General features: G+C 50.3%; 14 protein-coding genes and 2 tRNA genes. 4 read left to right on the forward strand and 12 right to left on the reverse strand.

All coding sequences use genetic code 11. From position 1 onward, the window contains the following. Positions 1-218 precede the first annotated feature (218 nt). The 7 genes from XMA152_RS05440 to rlmE all read right to left on the reverse strand — a co-directional run bounded on the left by XMA152_RS05440 (position 219) and on the right by rlmE (position 5,817). Positions 219-295, reverse strand: a tRNA-Met gene (locus tag XMA152_RS05440). Positions 296-340: 45 nt separating this feature from the next. Further along, positions 341-425 (reverse strand) — tRNA-Leu (locus tag XMA152_RS05445). A 7-nt stretch (positions 426-432) separates the two neighbouring features. Then, positions 433-795 (reverse strand): preprotein translocase subunit SecG, encoded by a 363-nt coding sequence (gene secG, locus XMA152_RS05450; protein WP_173480239.1) that lies wholly within the window; start codon positions 793-795, stop codon positions 433-435. Between the two features lie 77 nt (positions 796-872). Further along, positions 873-2,222: a phosphoglucosamine mutase gene (glmM, locus tag XMA152_RS05455; RefSeq protein WP_173482973.1), complete on the reverse strand. Its 1,350-nt coding sequence runs from the start codon at positions 2,220-2,222 to the stop codon at positions 873-875. Position 2,223: 1 nt separating this feature from the next. Next, positions 2,224-3,093: a dihydropteroate synthase gene (folP, locus tag XMA152_RS05460; RefSeq protein WP_173480237.1), complete on the reverse strand. Its 870-nt coding sequence runs from the start codon at positions 3,091-3,093 to the stop codon at positions 2,224-2,226. Between the two features lie 56 nt (positions 3,094-3,149). Then, a complete protein-coding gene (gene ftsH / locus XMA152_RS05465) occupies positions 3,150-5,141 on the reverse strand; it encodes an ATP-dependent zinc metalloprotease FtsH (protein WP_173482974.1) in 1,992 nt (663 codons plus the stop codon). Between the two features lie 52 nt (positions 5,142-5,193). Then, positions 5,194-5,817 carry a 23S rRNA (uridine(2552)-2'-O)-methyltransferase RlmE gene (gene rlmE, locus XMA152_RS05470; protein ID WP_173480235.1) on the reverse strand — a complete coding sequence of 208 codons (624 nt, stop codon included), beginning with the start codon at positions 5,815-5,817 and terminating at the stop codon, positions 5,194-5,196. Positions 5,818-5,915: 98 nt separating this feature from the next. Here rlmE and yhbY point away from each other — a divergent pair, with 98 nt between their 5' ends. The 4 genes from yhbY (at position 5,916) to XMA152_RS05490 (ending at position 9,344) form a co-directional block, all read left to right on the forward strand. Then, positions 5,916-6,218 carry a ribosome assembly RNA-binding protein YhbY gene (gene yhbY / locus XMA152_RS05475; RefSeq protein ID WP_173480234.1) on the forward strand — a complete coding sequence of 101 codons (303 nt, stop codon included), beginning with the start codon at positions 5,916-5,918 and terminating at the stop codon, positions 6,216-6,218. 244 nt (positions 6,219-6,462) lie between these two features. Continuing rightward, the gene (locus tag XMA152_RS05480) at positions 6,463-7,506 is read left to right on the forward strand and encodes a TRAP transporter substrate-binding protein (protein ID WP_217361972.1); all 1,044 of its coding nucleotides are present in this window, start codon (positions 6,463-6,465) and stop codon (positions 7,504-7,506) included. A gap of 15 nt (positions 7,507-7,521) precedes the next feature. Further along, the gene (locus tag XMA152_RS05485) at positions 7,522-8,034 is read left to right on the forward strand and encodes a TRAP transporter small permease (protein WP_173482975.1); all 513 of its coding nucleotides are present in this window, start codon (positions 7,522-7,524) and stop codon (positions 8,032-8,034) included. Further along, positions 8,031-9,344, forward strand: coding sequence for a TRAP transporter large permease (locus tag XMA152_RS05490; protein WP_173482976.1), 1,314 nt, complete (start codon positions 8,031-8,033; stop codon positions 9,342-9,344). Before XMA152_RS05485 ends, XMA152_RS05490 begins: the two co-directional genes overlap by 4 nt. A 262-nt stretch (positions 9,345-9,606) precedes the next feature. Here XMA152_RS05490 and XMA152_RS05495 read toward each other — a convergent pair whose 3' ends face one another. From XMA152_RS05495 to parE, 5 genes are all read right to left on the reverse strand, one after another. Beyond that, a complete protein-coding gene (locus XMA152_RS05495) occupies positions 9,607-10,023 on the reverse strand; it encodes an acyl-CoA thioesterase (protein ID WP_173482977.1) in 417 nt (138 codons plus the stop codon). A 51-nt stretch (positions 10,024-10,074) separates the two neighbouring features. Further along, a complete protein-coding gene (greA, locus tag XMA152_RS05500; RefSeq protein ID WP_173480230.1) occupies positions 10,075-10,557 on the reverse strand; it encodes a transcription elongation factor GreA in 483 nt (160 codons plus the stop codon). Then, positions 10,554-13,775, reverse strand: a complete 3,222-nt coding sequence (carB, locus tag XMA152_RS05505; RefSeq protein WP_173482978.1) for a carbamoyl-phosphate synthase large subunit — start codon at positions 13,773-13,775, stop codon at positions 10,554-10,556. Before carB ends, greA begins: the two co-directional genes overlap by 4 nt. A gap of 46 nt (positions 13,776-13,821) precedes the next feature. After that, positions 13,822-14,961 carry a glutamine-hydrolyzing carbamoyl-phosphate synthase small subunit gene (gene carA / locus XMA152_RS05510; RefSeq protein WP_173482979.1) on the reverse strand — a complete coding sequence of 380 codons (1,140 nt, stop codon included), beginning with the start codon at positions 14,959-14,961 and terminating at the stop codon, positions 13,822-13,824. A 206-nt stretch (positions 14,962-15,167) separates the two neighbouring features. Beyond that, complete coding sequence (parE, locus tag XMA152_RS05515) at positions 15,168-17,060, reverse strand: DNA topoisomerase IV subunit B (protein WP_173480227.1); 1,893 nt, start codon at positions 17,058-17,060, stop codon at positions 15,168-15,170. Positions 17,061-17,062: the final 2 nt, after the last annotated feature.

Consider the following 17,062-nt stretch of genomic DNA (forward strand, 5'->3'; position numbering starts at 1 on the left):
CAAAAACAAAAAATGGGTCATATAGACCCATTTTTGACTTATCTACCACCATGTACGGAAGGCAGATATCACTGTCTTCTGTTTGGACGCGGCCATCAAATAGCTACGAAAAAGCCCCATAAAGGGGCTTACCAAACAAGGATGTAACATCCTAAAAGTGGTAGTAAAAACCCGTCAAAACTAGTCTTCAGGATTTTCACAAATACCCAACGTAAAGTTGGTAGCGGGGGCCAGATTTGAACTGACGACCTTCGGGTTATGAGCCCGACGAGCTACCAGGCTGCTCCACCCCGCATCAAAAACAGGTAAATTTTACGCTTCACCCACTGCGTTTACAACTTGGTGCCCAGAGCCGGACTCGAACCGGCACGTCCTAAGACACTACCCCCTCAAGATAGCGTGTCTACCAATTCCACCACCTGGGCTAAACTTTTAGTTGTCTCCTGCTGTTGGAATCTCTGATTCCGACACAACAGGCAGTTCCGTTGTTGACGCTTGCTCAACCTGGGCAGCCGCTTCAATCGTTGCAGCATCAGGGATACCTGCATCACCAACAGACGCGGCTTTCTCTTTCGCGAACACAGCCAAAACGAAGCTGGTTACAAAGATACCCGCAGCAAGAATGGCTGTAACGCGACCTAGGAAGCTACCGCTACCCTGGCTACCGAAAACAGTTTGAGAGGCACCACCACCAAATGACGCACCCGCTTCTGCACCCTTACCCTGCTGAATAAGAATCAGGCCGATAACCGCTGCTGCAAGCAATACGTGAATGATAAGAACGATGGTTTCCATTCTAGCTTTAAACCTTAATTACGCACCGAAAACAGGGGTGCCATTTAAAAGAGGCGCAAATCTTACCCGAGCACCCGTCAAGATACAAGCGCCTGCAGCTCTTTTTCAACCTGCCCCGCCAGTGTCTCACAGACCTGATCCACCTCATCAAGATCGGAGCCTTCAACCATAACACGGACCACAGGCTCAGTCCCGGAGGGACGTAGCAATACGCGACCACGATCAGCCAAACGCGCCTCGGCTGCTGCAACATGCTCTGCCACGGCTGGCGAAGATGCGATATCTACCTTCTTAGCCAAGCGCACGTTGATCATCTTCTGCGGTAGTTTTTGCATACCGTGCTTCAGCTGATTAATCGTTTTGCCTGACTGCGCGACCGCTTTAAGCACCTGAACAGCGGCAATGGTCGCATCACCCGTCGGTAGAATATTACGACAGACAATGTGACCTGACCCTTCGCCACCCAAATTCCAGTCGTGCTCTGCGAGCTGCTCTAATACATAGCGATCGCCCACTTTAGCTCGCACGAAGGGAATATCCATTTTTGCCAGTGCTTGCTCTAAACCAAGATTAGTCATCAGCGTACCAACGACACCGCCCTGCAACTCACCGCTCTGCTGTAACGCCTGGGCAATGATGAAGAGGATCTCATCGCCATCGACGATCTCTCCCTTATGGTCAACAAGAATCAATCGATCGGCATCACCATCTAATGCAATACCCAGATCTGCCTCTGCTTCGAGCACTTTAGCTTGAAGTGCTGCAGGCGCCGTCGCACCACACTGCTCGTTAATATTTAGGCCGTCTGGATCGGTACCAATCTCGATGACTGAAGCGCCTAGCTCAGCAAAGACCTTAGGCGCAATGTGATAACCAGCGCCGTTGGCACAATCAACGACAACCTTAAGGCCCGCTAAATTCAAACAACCCGCGGCAGTCGATTTACAGAACTCTATGTATCGCCCAGCGGCATCATTGACTCGACGAACCTTGCCTAATTCGGCTGAGCTAACCGTAGTCATAGCCAGATCAAGCTGCGCTTCAATGCGCTCTTCGACATCATCTGGCAGCTTAGTGCCCGCCGAGCTGAAGAACTTAATACCATTGTCGTCATAGGGGTTGTGCGATGCACTGATCACAATACCGGCATCAGCGCGGAAGGTACGAGTTAGGTAAGCGATCGCTGGCGTTGGCATAGGGCCTAGCAATAACACATCAACACCGGCGGCAGACAGGCCTGCCTCAAGCGCCGACTCAAACATATAACCGGAGATTCGAGTATCTTTGCCAATCAGGACTTTACTACGTCCTTCACGGGCAAACACACGACCCACAGCCCAACCGAGCTTCAACACAAAATCTGGGGTGATAGGAAAGGTTCCTACCTGTCCACGAATACCATCTGTACCAAAATAACGACGACCCAATTTAGATCCCTTCCTTTAAAACGGCTTCCGTCATACGAACCATATCGACGGTTGCTAAAACATCATGCACACGAATAATTTTTGCACCGCGCTCAACCGCGAGCGCAACGGTTGCAAGACTACCAAAGAGTCGCTGGTCAGCCTCACGGTTAAGCACCTGGCCCACCATGGTTTTTCTAGAGGTGCCCGATAACACAGGCACGCCTAAGTCCAATAATTTATCCAAGCGATTGAGTAACTGTAAATTATGTTGCAAGGTTTTGCCAAACCCAAAACCGGGATCTACGATTAATCGTTCTTTCGCAATCCCTGCAGCCATACACCGATCTAACTGCTGATCGAGAAAATCCATCACCTCAGAGACCACATCGGCATACTCTGGCTGTCGCTGCATTGTCGCCGGGCTACCCTGCATATGCATCAGACAGATTGGCAGATCCGTTTTTGCAGCAGCCTCTAGCGCGCCTTCACGCCCTAGAGCTCTAACATCATTAATGAGACCAGCCCCTAGCTTGGCCGATTCTGAAATCAATTGAGCCGAGCTGGTATCGATGGAGACGACCACATCGATCTCGGCATTGATTCGTTCCAGAACAGGCAAAACGCGATCCATCTCCTCCTGCTCACTGACTTCAGCGGCACCAGGACGAGTCGATTCACCGCCGATATCAACAATCGTCGCGCCGTCGTTAACCATCTGCTGGGCATGCTGGAGCGCTTTATCAATCGAGAGCGCAGAGTGTTGATAGAGGTGACCGCCATCCGAAAAGGAGTCAGGCGTCACGTTAAGAATACCCATTACCTGCGTTTTAGAGAGATCGAGTACTCGACCGGCACACTGTAGCTGCGTCACATTTCTACCTTTATTCATACACTCTGCAAACAACGAAAAAGCCCTCACGAGTGAGGGCTTTTGTGAATCACGACTTACTGTTTGGGCTCATCTTTTTGATCATCTTGAGGATCGCCCCAACCTGACTGACCCTCATTAGAGTGAGACGCCTGATCATCCTGATCTACCTCTGGCACATCAGACTCAGCCTCAGAACTGTTAGCCGCCTCTTCCTCTTTGACTGCATCAACACGCTCTTGAGAGTCGTCCCAACCCTCTGGCGGAGTCACCTCTTGACGCGCCATCAACTGATCAATTTGATCGCTGCTGATCGTCTCGTAGGTCATCAACGCTTCACACATTGAGTCAAGGATATCACGGTTATCCGTCAGAATTTGGTAAGCCTTCTGGTAGCACTCATCGATGATTTTGCGAACTTCGGCATCGATCTTGTTCTGAGTTTCACCCGACATCGGTTTAGATGGCTGCCCCATGCCGCGACCAAATGGATCATCATCTTCATCACCGTAGAGCAGTGGACCCAACTCATCGGTCAGACCCCAACGCGTCACCATGTTGCGCGCAAGCTGAGTCGCACGCTGAATATCGTTTGAGGCACCGGTTGTTACCCCCTCTTTACCCAGTGTCATCTCTTCCGCAATTCGGCCACCGTAAAGCGAACAGATTTGCGAGATAATGCCCTGACGACTGAACGAGTAGCGATCCTCTTCAGGAAGGAACATCGTGACACCCAACGCACGACCACGCGGGATGATAGACACTTTGTAGACAGGATCATGCTCAGGCATCAGACGACCGACAATCGCGTGACCTGCCTCGTGGAATGCCGTATTCAGACGCTCTTTGTAAGACATGACCATAGAGCGGCGCTCAGCACCCATCATGATCTTATCTTTCGCTTTCTCGAACTGCTCCATACCGACAGTGCGACGGCTATCGCGTGCGGCAAACAGGGCTGCTTCGTTAACCAGGTTAGCCAAATCAGCACCCGAGAAGCCCGGCGTACCACGCGCAATCAACTCAGGCTTAACATCATCACCCAGCGGAACTTTGCGCATGTGGACTTTAAGAATTTTTTCACGACCTTGAATATCAGGCAGACCAACGTGCACCTGACGGTCAAAACGACCTGGACGTAGCAGAGCAGGGTCAAGCACATCGGGACGGTTGGTTGCCGCGATCACGATGATACCCTCAGTGCCTTCGAAACCATCCATCTCGACAAGAAGCTGGTTCAACGTCTGCTCACGCTCGTCATTACCACCGCCAAGGCCGACACCACGTGAACGACCAACCGCATCAATCTCATCTATGAAGATAATACAAGGCGCATGTTTCTTAGCTTGATCAAACATGTCACGCACACGTGAAGCACCGACACCGACAAACATCTCAACGAAGTCAGAACCCGAAATACTGAAGAAAGGCACCTTAGCTTCGCCAGCAATCGCTTTGGCAAGCAGCGTTTTACCGGTACCAGGGTTACCCGCCATTAGGACACCACGAGGGATATGGCCACCTAAACGCTGGAATTTACCTGGATCGCGAAGGTAGTCGACCAACTCTGCAACTTCCTCTTTGGCCTCTTCAACACCAGCGACATCTTCGAAGGTTGTTTTAATCTGATCTTCACTCATCATGCGCGCTTTCGATTTACCGAAAGACATAGGACCACCTTTACCGCCGGCACCGCCCTGCATTTGGCGCATAAAGAACATGAAGATGGCAATGATGATAAGAATCGGGAAGGTCGCGACTAGCAGCTGCTGCCATAGGCTCTGCTGCTCAGGCATTTTGCCTTCAACGACGACATTGTGCTCTAGAAGGTCATCAATCAGCTTGGGATCCGAGATCGCTGGGCGAACCGTTTCAAAGCGATCGCCATTCTGACGCACACCTTCGATGGTAAAACCATCAACCGTCACACGCTCAATTCGGCCTGATTGAACCTCTGCCACAAAGTCAGAGTAGCTCAAGCGGCCGCTCTCGGTTTCGGCGCTAAAATTATTAAAGATGGTTAGCAGTACGGCTGCAATCACTAACCATAGCACCAAATTTCTTGCCATATCGTTCAACTTCTTACCCTCTATAAACTAAAACGAAAGCTCTATATAAAAGCTATACGTCTTTAAAACCTTTTCCGAGCAGATAGACCTCACGCGAACGCGCGCGAGATGAATCTGGCTTACGGGTGACCACCGATTTAAAGCTACTGCGCAGTTCTGCAAGGTAGGGATCAAACCCTTCACCCTGAAATACTTTCACCAAAAAGTTGCCGTTCGGTTTCAGTATCTGACGCGCCATATCCAACGCCAACTCCACCAAGTACATCGCAGCTGGCTGATCCGATGATGCATTACCACTCATATTGGGGGCCATATCTGAAATTACAAGGTCTACTGGCTCATCTCCTATCGCAGAGAGGATCTCCTCGAAGACGGAATCTTCAGTAAAGTCACCCTGAACGAATGTAACTCCGCCCAGCGGAGCCATCTCAAGAATGTCTGAAGCCACTACACGACCAGAGTCACCCACGATTTCGGCCGCCACTTGAGACCAACCACCTGGCGCAGCGCCCAGATCGACAACCGTCATTCCAGGCTTTAACAGATGGTCTTTATCATTCACTTCCATCAACTTATAGCAGGCGCGTGAACGGTACCCATCATCTTTAGAACGCTTTACGTATTGATCGTCAAAATGCTCTTTTAACCAACGACCACTGCTTTTAGATCTTGCCAAGGGATGTTCCTAGAAAGCATCACTCTATGATGCATGCAACAAAGGGGTTAAAATGAAGAAATTGTAACGCCCACCAAATTTAAGGCACTAATTCTAATATGAGCTTAACAACTGATCAAAAAAAGCGTCTTCGCACGCGTGCACACACTTTAAACCCAATCGTTATGGTTGGCGGCAACGGACTGACTGAAAACGTTCAGTTAGAAGTCGACCGAGCGCTGGAAGATCACGAACTGATCAAAGTAAAGTTCGCCGTTGGCGATCGTGACCTAAAGCGCGAACTGATTAAAGAGCTAGTCGCTGTTGTTGAAGCAGAACTGGTGCAAGAGATCGGTAACGTAGCGGTGCTATTCAGAGCGTCGGATGAACCAAATCCAAAACTCTCCAATCTAATGCGTTAATCATTGGTTCATTTATTGATATTACAGGCCTTACAGCTTAATTAAATGTAACCAACCCCCTATTCAAAAATGTGAACAAGGGATTGTTGAACAACCGTATAAAAAATAGTGTTACGCAACGAGTCGCTTTAATAGAAGAAAAACAACTTCTAATATCTAGATCCAACTCAACGAGTTTAATGATTCTTGAGCTAGTATTAACAAGTTAGTCGATGTCTTGTTTAAAACCCCAAGGAGAAAAATAATGATCAAACGTATTATCGCTCAGACTGCCGGTGTTGCAGTTCTTGGCGCTGCTATTGCAGCTTCTGCACAGGCCGCTGAATTTAACCTAAAGATGCACCACTTCCTTCCTGCGAAGGCACCTGCACACGCTAAGTTCTTCCAGCCATGGGCTGATTCTATTGAAGAAGCGTCTGAAGGCCGTATCAAGATCAAGATTTACGGTTCAATGTCTCTGGGTGGTAAACCACCTCAGCTAGTTGACCAAGTTCAAGACGGTTTCGTTGACATCATCTGGACGCTTCCTGGTTACACTCCAGGCCGTTTCCCAGCGATCTCTGCATTTGAAAACCCATTCATGGTAACGGATGCATACGAAACGTCGCAGGCACTTCAGGCTTACTACGAAGCTAACCCAGAAGTTCAGAAAGAGTTTGCTGATATGCACCCTCTAGCATTCTGGACGCATGACCGTGGCGTTGTTTACTCTAAAGGTGACGCAATCGACTCTGTTGCTGACTTCGCTGGCAAAAAGATTCGTAACCCAAGCCGTCCAGTTGCTGCTGCTCTAGATGCTCTAGGCGCTACTCCAGTCGGTATGCCTGTACCAGAGATGCCACAGGCACTGGCCAAAAACGTGATCGACGGCACAGTGATTCCATTTGAAATCGTACCTGCTCTCAAACTTCATGAGCTTGTCGACAACGCGGTTGAAGTTCAAACAGAAGATGGCCGTGGTCTATACACCGCAGTATTCCTTTTGGGCATGAACAAAGCTAAGTACGAATCAATGCCTGCTGATCTTCAACAGATCATGGATGACCACGCTGGCATGTACTTCGCCAAGCTAGGCGGTGAGTTCTTCAAAAACGCTGAAAACTACGGTCGTAAGCTGATTGACGAGAACGCAACTCGCTCACAGATGCCAGCTGCAGAAGTGAAGAAAATGCAGGAAGTAACCGCTAACGTACCCGTTGAGTGGGTTAAAGAGATGGACGGTCTAGGTCTACCAGGCCAGAAGCTTCTTGACTCAGCTAACGCTATGCTTGAGAAATACAGCAAATAATTAAAAGGTGTTCAAGTGACAACACTGTTACTGAAAACCCGGTCTCTAGCAGACCTCTACGAGCGAGCCACTTTGTGGCTCGCTCTTTTATCAGGATTCATCCTGACGATCATGGCATTCACTACGGTGACCAGTGTGGCGGGACGATACTTTTTCTCCTCGCCCATCAATGGTGATACCGAGATTGTCCAAATGTTTACCGCTGTGGTTGTTGCGTTAGCAATGCCCTACTGCCAAATGCGCTTTGGCAACGTCATTGTCGACGTCTTAACAGCTTCAGCTCCCGCGCCTTTCCGTCTCACTATGGATGTTATCGGCAGCCTAATTTTGGCCGTGCTCTTTTACTTCCTGGCGACACAGGCCTATGAGGGTGGCTTAGCTGCCCAGAAATACGGCAATGAGACGATGATGCTGCGGATGAAAGAGTGGTGGTTCTATATGACCATCGCCTTTGGCTTTAGCCTTACCTCTATCGCTGGTGTGCTTAAACCACTGGCAATGATTGCAGAATATAAGGGTGTGAAATGAGTGACGAATTAACGGCAGGCGTCATTATCCTGTTCATGCTAGTCATCATGTTTTTGCGTGTGCCGATCGGCATCGCAATGATGCTTGCCGGTGCGGTCGGTTACTCAATCATCGACGACTTCAGCACCCTAATGTTCTACATGAAGGGCTCATCCTTCGGACAGATGGCAAGCCATTCGCTATCGATCATTCCTCTGTTCCTACTGATGGGTAACCTCGCAACTCGTTCAGGTATTAGCCGTTCACTATTCACCGGTGTTAACGCCTTTATTGGCCACTACCGCGGTGGCCTGGCGTTAGCTGCCGTTGGCGGCTGTGGTGTATTTGGTGCGATCTGTGGTTCATCACTGGCAACAGCAGCGACTATGGGTCAGGTGGCACTTCCAGAGATGAAACGGCACGGCTACCACGGTGCTATGGCAACAGGCGCACTAGCCGCTGGTGGTACTCTAGGCATTCTAATCCCACCATCCATCGTTCTGATCATCTACGCGATCATGACCGAGCAGAACATCGTCAAGCTCTTCATGGCAGCGATGGTACCCGGCATCATGGCGATCATGGGCTACATGCTGGTTATCGCGATTCTGGTGAAGCTGAAGCCTCACTACGCGGACAAGAGCGCGAAAGCGAGCTGGTCTGAACGCGGTAAGGCACTGCTTGAACTGCTACCTGCAAGCTTCCTATTCATTGGTGTATTGGGTGGTATCTACGGCGGTATCTTCACACCTTCTGAAGCAGCCGCTTACGGTGTGGTCGGTACCATCGTCATTGCGCTAATCAACCGCCAACTTACCTGGGATGGATTCATCGACTGTATCAAGCAGACCGCTATCAACAGCGCGATGATCTTTGTCATCCTTCTAGGTGCCGATATCTTCAATGCCTTCCTGAGTCTAAGCGGCATGCCAGAGACACTGGCGGAGTGGATTCTGGATCGCGAATTGTCGCCTATGCTGGTACTGATGTTGATGTTAGCTGTCTACCTAGTGCTGGGCTGTTTGATGGATTCACTCTCGATGATCCTTCTGACAGTACCGATCTTCTTCCCAGCCATCATGGGTTTAGACTTCGGCATGACTGAAGAGCAGACCGCGCTCTGGTTCGGTATCATCTGTTTGATCGTGGTTGAGGTCGGCATGATCACCCCACCGGTAGGGATGAACGTCTTCATCATCAACAAAATCGCAGAGGGCGTTCCGATGCGGGATACCTTTGTGGGTGTTCTACCCTTCTTGGCGTCAGACTTCGTTCGCGTAGCCTTGCTACTGCTATTCCCTGTTCTGACCTGGGGTATTATTCCGGATTAAGCGCGTTAAATCGTACTGCAAAAACCGCCTTTATGGCGGTTTTTTTTGTTGGAGCCATATCGAAGATGTGGCGATCTTTTCGGTGACTGGCCTTCAGCCTGTCATCCGCTGTTGAAATCGATCGGGGTTTCAGCAGAGCTGAATTCCCTCCTACAATAGGACTTCGCGACAAGCCCGTAACGGAGTCCTACTGTAGGAGCGAATTGCCCGTAGGGCAAACCGCGAAAATATTCCGAAGCTTGTCACCTGATTTGAAATTACGCTAGAGCAGTGTCTCAACATACTCCGGCAGCTCTTGTGCTGGCGGTACTGGCTTGGAGTTACCCTCATCATCCAGTGCGACAAACTTGAAGATTGCTTCGGTCACTTTTTCACGATGACCTATGCGACTGCGGCGCACCCAGCACTCCACTTTGATATCCATTGAGCTACTGCCGACTCTAACCACTTCGGTGTAGACACCCAGTACATCTCCTACACGAACCGGGCGGATAAAGCTCATACCATCCAGTGCAACCGTCACCACTCGACTCTGTGCACGCTGGCCCGCACAGATGCCGGCCGCCATATCCATTTGTGACAATACCCAACCACCGAAGATATCACCTGATGGGTTGGTATCAGCCGGCATCGCGATAGTACGAGTGGTTAGGCGGCCTTTAGGGGTTTCTTGGGACATGGGGAACTCCAAATAATAAAAAACCGCCCGAAGGCGGTTTAATAAGTCAGCTTAGATATGCTTAACTTCTGCAATCTCGTATTCAGTCACACCGGCCGGTGTCTCAACCGCGGCGATGTCGCCCTCCTCTTTGCCGATCAGTGCTCGTGCGATCGGGGAGTTGATAGAGATCTTATTCAGTTTGATGTCTGCTTCGTCGTCACCCACAATCTTGTAGGTCACTTCAGCGTCGGTATCGACGTTGATTAGATCAACCGTCGTACCAAAGATCACTTTACCAGTGTGTGGCAGGCTGGTGACATCGATCACTTGAACCACTGAAAGCTTGCTCTCAATGTCCGCGATACGACCTTCAATAAAGCCCTGCTGTTCACGCGCTGCGTGGTACTCAGCATTCTCTTTAAGGTCGCCATGCTCACGTGCTTCAGCAATTGCTGCAATCACGGTTGGACGATCTTGGGTTTTAAGACGCTCCAGCTCAGCGCGAAGTGCCACTTCGCCCTCAACCGTCATGGGAACACGATTGACACTCATGCAGACGCCTCCGCGTGAATCTCTTGTAGACGACGCACAGTACGCTCTTCACCGTAACGAAGTGCTTCGGTAATCGCCACTGCACCAGCCATTGTCGTTGAGTAAGGCACTTTATGCTGTAGCGCTGCACGACGGATATCGGCTGAGTCAGCTATCGCTTTACGCCCTTCCGTTGTATTCACAACGTAGTTAACTTCACCGTTCTTCAACATGTCAACGATGTTTGGACGACCTTCAGTAACCTTATTCACAACCTTAGCTGTAATGCCGTGAGTCTCCAGTAGTGCTGCTGTACCGCTGGTTGCAACGATATCGAAGCCAAGTTCAACCAACTGTTTAGTCAGTTCACAAGCCGCCTCTTTATCAACGTCACGTACTGAGACAAACGCAGTACCTGGCTTAGGTAGCTTGTCGCCAGCTCCCAAGTGAGCCTTCATGAACGCTTCACCGAAGGTTTCACCGGTACCCATGACTTCACCCGTAGACTTCATCTCTGGGCCAAGGATTGGGTCAACACCTTGGAATTTATTGAACGGGAATACCGCCTCTTTCACGTTGAAGTAGCTTGGTACGATCTCTTTCGTAAAGCCTAGTTCTTCAAGTGATTTACCGGTCATAACCAGTGCAGCGACTTTCGCTAGAGAAACACCGATACACTTAGATACGAAAGGAACTGTACGTGATGCGCGAGGGTTAACCTCGATTACGTAAATCTCGCCATCTTGGTACGCTAGCTGAACGTTCATCAAGCCAACAACACCTAACTCAAGCGCCATCTTGCGCACCATCTCGCGCATCTCGTCCTGAACGTCTGCTGCAAGGTTGTACGGAGGGAATGAACATGCTGAGTCACCTGAGTGAACACCCGCCTGCTCAATGTGCTGCATGATCGCTCCAATCACAACCTGCTTACCGTCACATACCGCATCGATATCCACTTCGATCGCTGCATTTAGGAAGTGATCAAGTAGTACTGGTGATTCGTTAGAGACCTGAACCGCGGTATTCATGTACTTGCGCAGCTCATCCTCTTTGTAGACGATCTCCATCGCACGACCGCCCAATACGTAAGATGGACGAACAACCAATGGATAGCCAATCTTCTCAGCTTCAATGACCGCCTCTTCAAGGCTACGTACTGTTGAGTTCTCTGGCTGTTTCAGACCAAGACGCTTAAGCATCTGCTGGAACAGTTCACGGTCTTCAGCACGGTCGATCGCTTCAGACGAGGTACCAATGATTGGAACGCCAGCCTGTTCTAGAGCTACGGCTAATTTCAGAGGAGTCTGACCACCGTACTGAACAATCACGCCTTTAGGCTGTTCAACTTCAACGATTGCCAACACATCTTCTAGAGTGATCGGCTCGAAGTAGAGGCGGTCTGATGTGTCATAGTCGGTAGAGACGGTTTCAGGGTTACAGTTAACCATGATGGTCTCGTAGCCATCTTCACGCGCTGCAAGCGCTGCATGAACACAGCAGTAGTCAAATTCGATACCCTGACCGATACGGTTAGGGCCACCACCGATGACCATGATCTTGTCACGATCCGATGGGTTCGCTTCACACTCCTCTTCGTACGTTGAGTACATGTAAGCGGTATCAGTCGCAAATTCTGCGGCACAGGTATCGACACGTTTGTAGACTGGCTTAATACCAGCTGCCTGACGATGCTTGCGGAACTGCTTCTCTGAAACACCCAATAGCTTGGCTAGACGAGCATCTGAGAAACCTTTGCGCTTCAGCATGAACAGATCGGTTGTAGAGAGTTCACTCAGTGCGGTTTCCGATACACGCTGCTCATCTTTGATGATGTCTTCGATCTGAACCAAGAACCAAGGATCAACGCCACTCAGCTTGTAGATCTCATCAACGCTCATACCCATACGGAAGGCGTCGCCGATGTACCAGATGCGCTCAGAACCTGGAGTTGTTAGCTCGTAAACGATCTTATCGCGTGCATCTTCAGCGGTAATATCAACAATCGGATCGAAGCCTTCAGAACCAACCTCTAGACCACGTAGCGCTTTCTGCAAAGACTCTTGCTGAGTACGACCAATCGCCATCACCTCACCCACCGACTTCATCTGAGTCGTTAGGCGATCATTTGCTTGTGGGAATTTTTCAAAGGTGAAACGAGGGATCTTAGTTACTACGTAGTCGATGGCAGGCTCGAAGGACGCTGGTGTTTGACCGCCAGTGATATCGTTCTGAAGCTCATCAAGGGTGTAACCGACCGCCAGTTTTGCCGCCACTTTCGCAATTGGGAAACCTGTTGCTTTTGAAGCCAGTGCTGAAGAGCGCGATACGCGTGGGTTCATTTCGATCACCACAACGCGTCCAGTCTTTGGACAAACACCGAACTGTACGTTCGAACCGCCTGTTTCAACACCGATCTCACGCAGAACTGCAATCGAAGCATTACGCATCAACTGGTACTCTTTATCGGTCAACGTCTGCGCTGGTGCGACTGTGATCGAGTCACCAGTGTGTACGCCCATGGCATCAAAGTTTTCGATCGAACAGATGATGATACAGTTATCGTTCTTGTCGCGGACAACCTCCATCTCGTACTCTTTCCAACCGATCAACGATTCATCAATAAGTAGCTCGTTGGTCGGTGATAGATCCAAACCACGCTCACAGATTTCGATGAACTCTTCACGGTTGTAGGCGATACCACCACCAGAACCACCCATAGTGAATGATGGACGGATGATCGCTGGGAAGCCAACCTGATCCAGTACCTGAAGAGCCTCTTCCATCGAGTGAGCGATAGAGGCGCGTGGACACTCAAGGCCGATGTTCTTCATCGCCTTGTCAAAACGTTCACGGTCTTCCGCTTTATCGATCGCATCTTGAGTAGCACCGATCATCTCAACACCAAACTCAGCGAGAACACCTTCGCGGTCGAGGTCGAGTGCACAGTTCAGTGCAGTCTGGCCACCCATAGTCGGTAGCAGCGCATCTGGACGCTCTTTCTCAATGATCTTAGCAACCGTTTTCCAGTTGATTGGCTCGATGTATGTCGCATCAGCCATCGCTGGATCAGTCATGATCGTCGCTGGGTTTGAGTTAACAAGAATAACTCGGTAACCCTCTTCGCGAAGCGCTTTACACGCTTGTGCGCCAGAATAGTCAAACTCACACGCCTGACCGATAACGATCGGGCCTGCACCTAGGATAAGAATACTTTGTATGTCGGAACGTTTTGGCATCGTAAAACCTGGTCTAAATCTGTTTCTCTAAGTTACCCGTTACAACTCAGCCCTGTTGGCGTGAGCGCATCATCTCAACGAAGCGATCGAAGAGTGGTGCCACATCGTGTGGACCAGGGCTCGCTTCTGGGTGCCCTTGGAAACTGAACGCTGGACGATCAGTACGCTCAATACCCTGTAGTGAGCCATCGAACAGTGATTTGTGTGTTGCACGTAGTGTGCTAGGTAGTGAATCTTCAGCCACCGCGAAACCGTGGTTCTGGCTGGTGATCATCACCTGCTTGCTATCTAGATCCTGAACGGGGTGGTTGGCACCGTGGTGACCAAACTTCATCTTCTCAGTTTTAGCACCTGACGCAAGCGCAAGTAGCTGGTGACCAAGACAGATGCCGAAAACTGGCAGTTCTGTTTTTAGAATGTCAGAGATCGCTTCGATCGCGTAATCACATGGTTCTGGGTCACCAGGACCATTCGACAAGAAAACGCCATCTGGATTCATTGCAAGCACTTCAGATGCTGGAGTCTGTGCAGGCACAACCGTCAAACGGCAGCCGCGCTCAACCAGCATGCGTAGAATATTTTGTTTAACACCGAAATCGTAAGCCACTACGTTGAACGGTTGATCAGCATCGGCTTTCTCTGTGTAGCCAGTACCAAGCTCCCAAGTGGACGTGCGCCAAGCATCAGAACTGTCACGTGTAACGACTTTTGCTAAGTCCATGCCTTTCAGGCCAGGGAAGCCACGAGCAGCATCGAGTGCTTTCGCTTCATCAATGTTATCACCCGCAACGATGCAACCATTCTGGGCACCTTTCTCACGAAGAATACGCGTTAAGCGGCGTGTATCGATGCCGGCAATACCCATGATGTTGCGCTCTTTTAGGTACTCATCTAGCGCCTGCTCAGAACGGAAGTTGCTCGCAAGCAGTGGCAGATCACGAATCACAAGACCTGCAACCCAAGTGCGATCAGATTCTGCATCTTCAGCGTTACAACCCACGTTACCAATGTGTGGGTAGGTGAGTGTCACGATCTGGCGGCAGTAGGATGGATCGGTAAGGATCTCTTGATAACCGGTCATTGAGGTGTTGAATACAACCTCACCTGATGATTCGCCTTCGGCGCCGATCGAAATACCCCTAAAAATAGAACCGTCTTCAAGGGCTAAGATGGCTGGCTGCGTCAAAAGAACCTCCCCGCGCGCTGGCTAGATATGAAAAATTACTGTGGCTTGGCTGCAAAAAAGCGAGGCCAACTTGGGGTCCGCCTCGCTTTCAAAAACATCTCTTCGGTGGGATGCGCCGCTATCGCGGGCAAAACCTGCGGTATTCTAAGGGAATTAGCTGCGCAAGTCCATGCCGAATCGGTCGAATATGGTGAGTAAAAGTCAACTTAAACTGTAGCTAAGTTGCCCTTCTCCTCAAGCCAGCTCTTGCGATCCGAAGCCCGTTTCTTCGCCAACAACATATCAAGCACCTGGTGAGTATCATCTCCAGACTCCAGCGTTAACTGAACCAAACGACGGGTATCAGGATCCATCGTTGTTTCACGCAGCTGCATCGGGTTCATCTCACCCAAGCCCTTAAATCGTTGCACACCGATGCGCGCGTTTTTGCGCTCCGCTTTGATGCGTTCAACGATGCCATTCTTCTCAGACTCATCCAGAGCGTAGAAGACCTCTTTCGCCACATCAATTCGGAACAGCGGCGGCATAGCGACATAGACATGCCCTGCAGCCACCAAAGGTTTGAAGTGTCTTAGGAAGAGTGCACAGATCAGCGTGGCGATGTGCGCACCATCAGAATCGGCATCGGCAAGAATACAGACCTTACCGTAACGCAAATTACTCAGATCCTCGGCACCCGGATCCACGCCAATAGCCACCGAAATATCGTGAATCTCTTGCGAACCGAGGATCTCTGAAGAGTCGACCTCCCAGGTATTCAAAATCTTACCACGCAGCGGCATGATCGCCTGAAAGTCTCGGCTACGTGCCTGCTTTGCTGAACCGCCTGCCGAGTCACCCTCGACTAAGAAGAGCTCACTGCGCATAGGATCGGTGCCCGAACAGTCGGCTAATTTACCTGGTAGAGCGGGCCCCTGCGTTACCTTTTTACGTACCACTTTCTTAGCAGAACGCAGACGTTTTTGTGCATTGGCGATCACCAATTCAGCAATCGCCTCACCCTCTTCAACGTGCTTATTGAGCCATAATAGGAAGGCATCTTTTACCGCACCCGAGATAAACGCCGCAATTTGACGCGAAGAGAGACGCTCTTTGGTTTGACCAGAGAACTGCGGGTCACGCATCTTGGCTGAAAGAATAAAGCAGCAACGATCCCAGACATCCTCTGGCGACAGTTTCACACCGCGTGGCAGCAGACTGCGGAAGTCACAAAACTCACGCAACGCCTCCAAAAGACCGGTACGCAGGCCATTCACATGGGTTCCGCCTTGCGCGGTCGGGATCAAGTTGACGTAGCTTTCGCAGGTCATCTCGCCACCCTCTTTTAGCCACTGGACAGCCCACTCAACGGCATCCTCTTCACCCTGCAAAGAGCCACAAAATGGCTCTTCAGGAAGGGTCTCATAAACTTGTGTATTACCTTTCAGATACGCCACTAAGCCATCTTCGTAGTACCACTCCTCTTTCTCTTTCTTACCCGTAGAGAGATCGGTAAAGGTCACTTTTAAACCGGGACAGAGAACCGCCTTGGCACGCAGATTATGCTTCAGACGACTGACACTAAACTTAGGCGAATCGAAGTAACTAGGGTCGGGCAAAAATCGAACGGTGGTACCGGTATTGCGCTGACCACAGGTATCGACCACTTCAAGATCCGATACTTTCTCGCCGTCTGCAAAGCCGATGCGATGCACCTGACCACCACGACGAATTTGCACCTCCAACAGCTTAGAGAGTGCGTTAACAACGGAGACACCCACCCCGTGGAGACCGCCCGAGTAGTTGTAGTTGTCATTGTTAAACTTACCGCCGGCATGAAGCTTGGTCAGAATCAGCTCAACCCCTGGGACACCCTCCTCTGGGTGAATGTCCACCGGCATACCGCGACCATCATCGGACACAGAGAGTGAGTTGTCGGGGTGCAGAATGATATCGATCTGCTTTGCATGGCCTGCCAACGCCTCATCGACTGAGTTGTCGATCACCTCTTGTGCTAGGTGATTGGGACGATCCGTTTCTGTGTACATTCCCGGGCGACGCTTTACTGGGTCAAGCCCGCTTAGTACCTCGATCGAACCAGCATTATAGTCCTTTGACATAT

The sequence above is a fragment of the Marinobacterium sp. xm-a-152 genome (genome assembly GCF_013282965.1).
Taxonomy (GTDB): domain Bacteria; phylum Pseudomonadota; class Gammaproteobacteria; order Pseudomonadales; family Balneatricaceae; genus Marinobacterium_E.